Origin of the sequence: Pseudophaeobacter sp. (assembly GCF_039971195.1) — a bacterium.
Classification (GTDB): domain Bacteria; phylum Pseudomonadota; class Alphaproteobacteria; order Rhodobacterales; family Rhodobacteraceae; genus Pseudophaeobacter.
On sequence record NZ_JBDWPJ010000193.1, the window covers coordinates 1 to 9,055 of the forward strand.

General features: G+C 58.4%; 10 protein-coding genes and 1 pseudogene. 7 read left to right on the forward strand and 4 right to left on the reverse strand.

Translation table 11 applies throughout. The annotated features are described in order from the left end of the window. Both ABJP42_RS16435 and ABJP42_RS16440 read right to left on the reverse strand, forming a co-directional pair. Positions 1-438, reverse strand: a pseudogene (locus ABJP42_RS16435) (TRAP transporter substrate-binding protein); the annotation flags it as partial. A gap of 22 nt (positions 439-460) precedes the next feature. Continuing rightward, positions 461-1,780: a TRAP transporter large permease gene (locus ABJP42_RS16440; RefSeq protein ID WP_348342263.1), complete on the reverse strand. Its 1,320-nt coding sequence runs from the start codon at positions 1,778-1,780 to the stop codon at positions 461-463. A 72-nt stretch (positions 1,781-1,852) separates the two neighbouring features. Between ABJP42_RS16440 and ABJP42_RS16445 the strand changes: the two genes are divergently transcribed. Further along, a complete protein-coding gene (locus ABJP42_RS16445; protein ID WP_348342265.1) occupies positions 1,853-2,491 on the forward strand; it encodes a helix-turn-helix domain-containing protein in 639 nt (212 codons plus the stop codon). Then, complete coding sequence (locus ABJP42_RS16450; protein WP_348342267.1) at positions 2,478-3,893, forward strand: amidase; 1,416 nt, start codon at positions 2,478-2,480, stop codon at positions 3,891-3,893. Before ABJP42_RS16445 ends, ABJP42_RS16450 begins: the two co-directional genes overlap by 14 nt. 23 nt (positions 3,894-3,916) lie before the next feature. Here ABJP42_RS16450 and ABJP42_RS16455 read toward each other — a convergent pair whose 3' ends face one another. Further along, entirely contained in the window at positions 3,917-4,570 is a 654-nt protein-coding gene (locus ABJP42_RS16455) for a GntR family transcriptional regulator (RefSeq protein ID WP_348342269.1), read from the reverse strand. Between the two features lie 23 nt (positions 4,571-4,593). Next, positions 4,594-4,980: a YciI family protein gene (locus ABJP42_RS16460; protein ID WP_348342271.1), complete on the reverse strand. Its 387-nt coding sequence runs from the start codon at positions 4,978-4,980 to the stop codon at positions 4,594-4,596. Between the two features lie 84 nt (positions 4,981-5,064). Between ABJP42_RS16460 and ABJP42_RS16465 the strand changes: the two genes are divergently transcribed. The 5 genes from ABJP42_RS16465 to ABJP42_RS16485 form a co-directional block, all read left to right on the forward strand. Beyond that, complete coding sequence (locus ABJP42_RS16465; RefSeq protein WP_348342273.1) at positions 5,065-5,928, forward strand: fumarylacetoacetate hydrolase family protein; 864 nt, start codon at positions 5,065-5,067, stop codon at positions 5,926-5,928. After that, positions 5,925-6,590: a malonic semialdehyde reductase gene (locus ABJP42_RS16470; protein ID WP_348342275.1), complete on the forward strand. Its 666-nt coding sequence runs from the start codon at positions 5,925-5,927 to the stop codon at positions 6,588-6,590. Before ABJP42_RS16465 ends, ABJP42_RS16470 begins: the two co-directional genes overlap by 4 nt. Before the next feature lie 87 nt (positions 6,591-6,677). Then, the gene (locus tag ABJP42_RS16475) at positions 6,678-7,751 is read left to right on the forward strand and encodes a C4-dicarboxylate TRAP transporter substrate-binding protein (protein ID WP_348342276.1); all 1,074 of its coding nucleotides are present in this window, start codon (positions 6,678-6,680) and stop codon (positions 7,749-7,751) included. Positions 7,752-7,785: 34 nt separating this feature from the next. Beyond that, positions 7,786-8,352, forward strand: a complete 567-nt coding sequence (locus ABJP42_RS16480; RefSeq protein WP_348342278.1) for a TRAP transporter small permease subunit — start codon at positions 7,786-7,788, stop codon at positions 8,350-8,352. Next, positions 8,349-9,055: TRAP transporter large permease subunit (locus tag ABJP42_RS16485; RefSeq protein ID WP_348342279.1), on the forward strand; the 707-nt coding region annotated here is incomplete at its 3' end. The genes ABJP42_RS16480 and ABJP42_RS16485, both read left to right, overlap by 4 nt.

The following is a 9,055-nucleotide window of genomic DNA, read 5'->3' on the forward strand; positions in this document are numbered from 1 at the left end:
CATGGTGCCGCCCAGTCCTGGCAGGCCCGCAACGCGTACGCCCTGGCTCTCCATTGAGGCTTTGATCTCATCCAGCAGATCGCTCTGGGTGTCCTGAGTGGCGCGGAAGAAATGCTCCATATCGTCAAACATATAGGGCGCGATAAAGCCCAGGATACGCGGATCGACCTCTTTGATCATGACAAAATTGGTCATGCCAAATTGCACCAAGCCCTGACTCAGCTGATCGACCACTTCCGGGTCCTTGCCCAGGGCGCCGCCGGCAAAGACGCTGGCCTCCATGCCCTGTTCGCGCAGACCAGCGGCCAGGTCTTCGGCATAGACATAGTCGGAACAGGCGGCCACAGGCGGGCACCCCACTGCGATCTTCACCTCATCCGCCAGCAGTGGCGTGGCGGTCAGCAGGGTTGTTGCCGCTGCAAAAAGAACATGTTTCATCGTCGTCTCCCTATTGTTGGTGTTATGAAATGAGCCCCAGCGCCCGTGGCAGGGCGAGGGTAATTTCCGGACAAAAAATCAGCAGGATCAGCAGCGCCAGTTGCACTGCGAGAAAGGGCAGGATGGCGCGGCTCAGCCGAAGGTAGGTGACGCCACTGGCTGCCGAGATCACCATCAGGCAGCCGCCAAAGGGCGGGGAAATCAGCCCCAGCGTCAGGTTCAGGCAACTGACCACGCCCACATGGACCGGATCTGCCCCGCCTGCGATGGCTGCCGGGATCAGCACCGGCACCAGCAGAACCAGCGCCATGGAGATGTCCATCACCATGCCCGCCAGAAACATCACGCCGCTGGCCAGTAAAAAGTAATTGGTACTGCTGAGCCCGAGGCTCTGGACCATGGCGCCGATCTGGTCCGGCACCTTGAGGATACCCATCAGGTAGCCAAAAACCGCCGCTGCAAAGAGGATCATAAAGATAGATCCCGTCAACATCACCGTGCGCTCGACCGCGCCAGAGGCCAGATTGGCAGAGATCTTGAAAGCACCGAGCAGACCGTTTTTGTCCCAATAGGCATAGAGGAACACCAGACAGAGGGTAATGGCGACAGCGAGGCCCGCGGCCTCGGTCGGGGTGACCACGCCAAAGACGATGCCGGACACAATGGTGATCGGGATCAGCAAGGCCGGAAAGGCGCGCAATACCGTGGGTTTAGCGGGCGGCAGGGTCTCGGCGGTGCCACCCGGATGGTCCTCTTTGCGGGCGATCCAGAAGTTATAGGCACCGAGGAAAACCGCCATCAACAGCCCCGGCACAATGCCCCCAGCAAAAAGCGCCGCCACCGAGACATTCATCAAAGCCGCATAAAAGATCATCACGATGCTGGGCGGAATAATGGGGCCAATGACGCAGCTGGCGGCGGTCAGCGCGGCAGCAAATTCGGTGCGATATCCCCGCTCGCGCATGGCTGGTACCAGCGTATTGGTGGTGGCCGCCGCATCGGCCACGGCAGAGCCGGAAATGCCGGCCAGAAACACGCTTGAGGCAATATTCACATAGCCAAGCCCGCCCTTCAGCCGCCCCACCAGCAGCAGCGCCAGATCAATCAGCACCCGGGTCACGCCGCCCTTGGTCATGGTCTCCCCGGCCAGAATGAACAATGGCATCGCCAGAAAGGTAAAGACATCAATCTGGCTGAAAATCCGCTGCGGCAGGATGCCGAGATAGGCCGCATGGTCGCTTAAGACAAAGGCCAGAACCGCTGCCGCCCCCGCCACATAGCTGATGGCCACGCCGCAAAGCACAGCCGCCAGTGCAAAAAGAATGAGCAATATCCAGATCATCGGTTCTCCTTGCCCACAGGATCGTTTGATGATAGGAAAAATGTCAAGAAAATTTTCGTATCGGAAAATATCATGTCCAAAACCGAAACCTCCGAAAGCTTTCAGGACAAGCGCGCCGAGTTTGGTGCTATGGTTCAAAGCCTGCGCCGGTCGCAGAATTTGACTTTAAAACAGGTCTCAGAGGCCTCGGGCTTAGCGCTGTCGACGATTTCCAAGATCGAGAATTCCAATCTGTCGCCGACTTATGATGTGATGTTGAAACTTGCAGCTGGTCTCGACACGGATATTGTCTCGATCCTGGATGGGGCATCTGCGCAGACGCCAAAATCCTCCCCCACGGGCCGGTTGACCGTGTCGCGGCGCTCTGAACTGCCCCGGTTGCAGGCGGAGAACTATGTGTTTGAACCGATGGCGACGCAGCTGAAAAACCGGCTGATCGATGCCACCTATGCCACTGTGACCGCCCGCGAAATTTCTGAGTTTTCTGCCCCGATCCGCCACGGCGGCGAAGAGCTGGTGATTGTGCTCTCTGGCGCGGTGGAGTTGCATTCGGATCTTTATGAACCAATCCGGCTCGAGACCGGCGACAGCGTCTATTACGACGCCGCCATGGCCCATGCCTATGTTTCGGTCTCTGAGGCCGATGCGGTGATCCTGAATATTGTGTCCGGCGCAAATATGACTGAGGAGTTTTTGAATGCTAAATCGTGAAGAATGGCTGCAGCAGGATCTGGTTGGGCTGGCCGAACTGGCCGCAGCAGGCGAGATCTCGCGCCGGGACATTTTGCTCTCTGCCATTGCCCAGATCGAGGCGCAGAACCCTGCCATCAATGCGGTTGTCCTCACCCAATTCGAAGAGGCGCTGGATGCGCTGGTCGCCTGCGCCGAGACATCGCGCTTTACCGGCCTGCCCTATCTGCTGAAAGACCTCCATGCGCCTGCCAAGGGCATGCCCCTGTCCAATGGCAGCGAAATGTTTCGCGGCACTGACATGGGGTTTGATTCCACCACGGTCTCGCGGCTGCGAGCGGCGGGCTTTGGCCTGCTGGGGCGTACGGCCTCGCCAGAGTTTGGCCTGACCATCACCACTGAAAGCAAAGCCTGGGGCAAAACCCGCAATCCCTGGAACAGGGACCTCAGCGCCGGCGGCTCCAGCGGCGGTGCGGCGGCGGCGGTCTCCAGCGGCATGGTGCCAGCCGCCCATGCCACTGACAGCGCCGGGTCGATCCGCATCCCCGCCGCCTACAATGGGCTGGTGGGCCTGAAACCCACCCGCGGCGTCAATGCCATTGGCCCGCATCGGGGGGATCCGAATTTTGGTATGAGCCATGAACATGCAGTGACCAAAACGGTGCGTGACTGCGCCGCGCTGCTGGATATTACCGCAGGCCCGGATCAGGGCTGTCCTTACTTTACTGCAACACCCGAAGGTGGCTTTGAAGAGCTGCTGAAACGTGACCCCGGCACCCTGCGCATTGGCTTTTTGACGGATCGCTTTGACGGCAAGGCGATCCACCCCAGCAGCGCCGAGGCGGTCACCCTGACCGCGCAAAAGCTCAGCGAGCTGGGTCATGAGGTCGAAGAAGCACGGCCTGATTTTGACTTCGCGGAACTCACCTCGCAGGCTTTCCGCCTGCTGGTCGGCTCTTTGGCCGGGTTTTTCCCCCCCGAGTTTGCCGCTGGTCCGATGCAGGGATTTGAGCCGATGACTCAGCGCACCATGCGCTATGCGGCCGGTGTCTCGCTGCATCAATATCTGGCCCGCTATGCGGCGGTGAATATTCAGGTCCGCAAGATGTGCGCCTTTTTTGACCGCTATGACATCCTGCTGACAGCGGCTACAAACGGGCCTGCGCATCCACTTGGGCTGACCAATCTGGATCAGGAATTGGAGTTTGACCCCTTTGTCGAGCTGTTGCTTGATCTCAGCCCGTTTTCAGTACCTTTCAATGCCTCTGGCCAGCCCGCGATGACCCTGCCAGTGCATCAAACCCCCGAGGGACTACCCATTGGGGTGCAGATCGTCAGCGGCTTTGGTCAGGATGGGCGCCTGATGCAGCTGGCGGCGCAGCTCGAAGCGGCATCAGAATGGAGCTCGGTCGCGCCTGGATGATAGGGTTTTACTCTATTTGAAGGCTACAAATCAGTGAGCAGCGGTGCCAGGTAATCGCCGGTGACCCGGTAGTGATTGAGCAGCGCCGCGGTTGCCGCTTCGCCGTCCTGGCGCACAGCAGCCTCCAGGATTTCTTCGTGCTCGGTGGCAATATCGCGGCGCTGATACCCCGCGCCCCCAGCCGCTAGATAGCGGTAGCGAATGTTCAGATCATAGAGCTGACTGCAGTAGCGCTGCAAAATTGGCGATTCTGCATTGTTCAGCAAGGCCATGTGGAAATCCTTATGCCGCTCTTCAAACTCCGGCGTGCCGGCGGCCCGCTTCATGCGGTGGTGTGCCAGAACCAACGCTTCCTCCCAATCGGAACTGGCCCGCGCGATGGATTGGCGCAGGGCCATGTCTTCCAAGGAACAGCGCAGGGTGAGGATCTCTTTGAAATTGGCCAGGCTGGCAGATGCCGCGCGAAACCCGCGTTGATCGATCCGCTCCACCAACATATCGGAGGTCAGCAGACTCAGGGCTTCGCGCACCGGAGAGGCGCCGGTGTCGAGCAGCTTGCGTAGCTGTTCGATCTTGAGTTTTTCCCCCGCAGGCAGGGCACCGGTCAGGATCATGTCGCGCAAGGAAAGGTAAGTCGCACGGGTGGCAGAGCTCTCTTTGCCGCTGCTGTCCTCCATCAAATTCATCCTGCTACCCCTTTCTAGGCCAGTGTAGACTGGTGAGTAGATAGCCCAACAGAAACGGTCAATGACCCTTCATTGATCAACCAGCGCCGCAGCACGTATGAGCGCGCCCCGGATTTATGCATCGGGTCTTCATCTGCGAGGGCCTGCGCGGCCTCCAGATCTTCGGCGCGATAGATGATCAACCCCATGCCCTGCATATGAAGGCCACTTTCATCCGACATCGGACCCGCAAAGGCTAGGTAGCCTTCACGCTCCAGTTCCGCCTGATAGTCAAGGTGATCTGGCAGGGCTGCTTTTACATCTTCTGGCGCTTTGGCGGGGGTCGAAATCGCCGCATAGAGCTCCAGCGCCAATGCGCCACGTGACCGTGCCTGCTTTTTATAGTCCGCCCATGCCACCATTTTGCCACCTCTAAAAATATCGATATTTATTGACATATGGTAATATTATAGGCAAAAATTCCTTAACTGACAAGGATGGTACAGATGAAATTTTTGGTAGGCGAGACAACAAAAGGTAGATCAGTGTTTGCGGTTCTGGGCGCTGAGGCCATTGATCTAACATCCCTTAACCCCTTAATCGGTTGGGATCTTTCGGCGCTGATCGCCGATCCTGCGCTGTTGGAATCTGTGAGCGCAGGGCTTGCTGATGCCCCCAGAATCGCCCTCACCACGATCACCCCGGCGCTGCCGGTGAAAAAACCGGGTACAATCATTTGCCTCGGGCTGAATTACACCGATCACATCAAGGAAGGTGGCTACGAGATCCCCGACTACCCGGCCTTGTTCATGCGCGGGAAGAATTCGATCATGGCCGCCGGAGCGCCGCTGGTGCGGCCGAGCTGTTCTGAAAAACTCGACTACGAGGCGGAGCTGATGTTCATTGTCGGCAAGGGCGGGCGGCATATTGCCGAGGCAGACGCGCTCGATCATGTCTTTGGCTACACGGTGTTTAATGACGGGTCGGTACGCGATTACCAGCGCAAGACCCATCAATGGACGCCGGGCAAGAATTTTGACAATACCGGCGCCATTGGCCCCTTTGTGGTCACCCCGGATGAGCTGCCTGCCGGCGCGGCCGGTCTCAAGATCGAAAGCCGCGTTGGCGCTGAGATCCTGCAGTCTTCCAACACTGGCAATATGATCTGGTCAGTGGCAAAGACCATCGCGACCATATCGGAATACACCACGCTGGAACCCGGCGACATGATCGCCATGGGCACGCCCCCCGGTGTGGGCCATGCCAAAAAGCCCAATCCCCGTTGGCTTGTGCCCGGCGAGGTGGTGGAGATCGAGATCGAAGGCATCGGTATCTGCGCCAACCCCATCGTGGACGAGGCTTCTACATGAGCGCCATGACCGCAACGGAACAGGCAGCATTGCGCGCCAAGGCGCAGGAAGATCACCGCGCCCTGCGCAGTCGCATCGCCCGGTTGTCCGATGACGCGATTGATCTGATCCTGCGCCAGGCCCGCTCGCATTATGCCTGGACCGACAGGCCCATTCCTGAGGGGATGCTGGAAGAGATCTACGAAATCACCATCAATGGTGCCACCTCGATGAACACCCTGCCGGCCCGCTTTATCTTTGTACAATCCCCCGAGGCAAAGGCGCGATTGGCAAAGGCGCTGAAACCGCAGAACGTCAGCAAGATGATGGGCGCGCCAGTGACGGCGATCATCGCCCAAGACATGGATTTCTGGCATCAATTGCCTTTCCTGTTCCCGCATGAAGATCGCCGCCATCTGTTTGATGGAAAGCCGGAATATTGCGAAGACACCGCCAATCGCAATGCTACATTGCAGGGCGCCTATTTTATGATCGCAGCCCGCGCCTTGGGTTTGGATGTAGGCGCCATGTCGGGGTTCTCCAACGCGATTGTCGATGAGGAATTCTTTGCTGGCACCCGGTTGAAGTCAAACTTTCTGTGCAACATCGGCTATGCCGATGAGAGCGCATTGTTCCAAAAACTACCCCGCTTTGCTTTTGAACAGGTCTGTAGTGTCATTTGAGGAGGTGACACTGCAGGGATCCAAAACGACGTGAGGTAGACACAACCAACGGGGCGAAGCCGCCCTCTTTTCTGGGAGGAAAAAGACATGATGAATTGGACAAGACGCAGCTTGATCGGCGCGGCGCTGGCGACCATGGCGGCGCTGCCGGTTGCCGCACAAGAGACCATTTCAGCGGTGGTGATCGACGGTTATCCCGACCGAGCGCTCTGGGTAAAAGAGTTCAGCAACTTCTTTATCCCCGAGGTTGACCGCCGCCTGGCCGAGAACGGTAACTATGTGATGGACTGGCAAGAGAACTACGGCGGTTCCATCGTCAAACCCAAAGGCGTTCTTGAGGGTATCGAGCTGGGTCTTGGCGATATCGGCATCGTCACCACCATTTTCCATTCCTCCAAACTGCCAAGCCAGGGGCTTGCGGCGGTGACGCCTTTTGTGTCCACCGATGCGCGGGCCGTGGCTAGGGCGGTGGATGAAATCGCCCGCGAATTCCCTGCCATGCAGAACGAATTTGCCGCCCAGAACCAAGTCTACCTGGCCACCGGCGTGGTGTTGAACAGCTACCAGATGTTCTCCACAAAAGATGTCTCGGCACTGTCGGATCTGAACGGGTTCAAAGTGGCCGGTGCCGGGCTGAACCTGCGCTATCTCGAAGGTCTGCAGGATGCCGCAGGCGTGCGCGGCGGGCTGACCGATTTTTACAGCATGATGCAGACCGGGCTGGTTGATGCCAGCATGCTCTGGCCCGAGGCCGCCGCCACCTTCAAGATCTCCGAAGTGGCCCCCTATATGTTGCGCACCGATTTTGGCGCGGTGAACTCCAAGACGGTCACCGTCAACAAAGACTACTGGGCGCAGCTGCCGGATGAGGTGAAGGAGGTTCTGCAAGCGGTGGCAATTGACTACCGTGATCACCTTGCCGGGCTCGCCATGGATCGCGCGGCCGCAGCCGAAGCAGCCTATGTTGCCGCCGGCGGCACCATCGTCGAAGTCTCGCAGGACGACCGCGCCACCTGGGCTGCGGCAATGCCAAATATTGCCCAGGAATGGGCGGCAACGCTGAACAACAAGGGCGAGGCGGGTAATGACATCCTGGCGGCCTACCTGGGCAAACTGGAAGCGGCCGGCTTTGTTGGGGTCCGTGACTGGACCAAAGAGTAAGCTCTGCTCAGCAACCCGAGAAAGGACCGGGACCATGTTCAAACCTGCTCTTGCCTGCCTCGCTCGGGTTGCCAATGCCCTTGCGATCACCGCCAATATTGCTGGCACCTGCACGGTGCTGGCGCTGGTGGTGATCCTCAATTTCGATGTGATCGCCCGTGGCCTTTTTAGTGCCCCCCTGAAAGGCACCTACGAGATCGTCCAGCTGGCGGTGGTGCTCATCGTGTTTTTGCAATTGCCTGATGTGGTGCGGGTTGATCGGTTGACGCGATCGGACGGGTTCCTGAACCTGCTGCACCACAACCGCCCCGGCCTCACCGCCAATCTGCGCCGCATCATCAATGCGATCTCGGCAATCTTCATGGGGCTGATCGCCTATATCATGTTCCCCGAGTTCCTGAAGATGTGGACCACCCAGGACTTCTTTGGCGTGCCCGGCGTTTTCACCGTGCCCTGGTGGCCAGTCAAACTGGCCATTGCCAGCGGCAGCGCCCTGGCCAGCGTCATCTTCACCCTGAAAGTCATCACAGCGCAGGATCGCCCGCAACTGATCCGTGCCCCCGAGCATGACAGCCCTACTACAGATGAGCCTCATATATGACTCCGATTGAAATCGGCCTGATTTCGGTCGTCGCCATCGTTTTTCTTATCTACGCAGGGCTTTATATCCCGATTGCCCTTGGCATGGTCTCGGTGATTTCGATCTGGCTGATGCGGGATAATTTCACCCTGTCGCTGAACCTGCTGAAGGTCGCCGTTGGCGATAGTGCCATGGTTTATAGCTTTGCCACCATTCCACTGTTCACCTTTATGGGGCTTATCGTCTCAAAGGCAGGTCTGGGCAGCGACATCTACGAAGTCATGACTATGCGGTTTCGCAAAATCAAAGGTGGTATAGGCATGGCCACGGTTGGTGCCAATGCGGTTTTTGCCGCTGTCACCGGATCTTCCATCGCCTCTGCCTCGGTCTTTACCAAGGTCTCAGTGCCACAGATGATCAAGCAGGACTACAACCCGCGGTTTGCCGTCGGGGTCGTGGCGGGGTCCTCGGTGCTGGGCATGATCATTCCGCCCTCGGCGATGTTGATCATCTACAGTTTTGTCGCCGAACAATCCGTGGGCGATATGTTTCTTGCCGGGGTCATCCCCGGCCTGATGCTGGCCCTGGCCTATGTCAGTGCGATCTGGTTCATGGGGCGGTTCACCCCCGGTTTTGTTGGCGGCCGCCAGGTCGAAGACAGCGAATGGATGTCGCCGCGCGAGGTGGCGTCAAAAACCTTGCCAACCCTGGGTCTGATCACCGT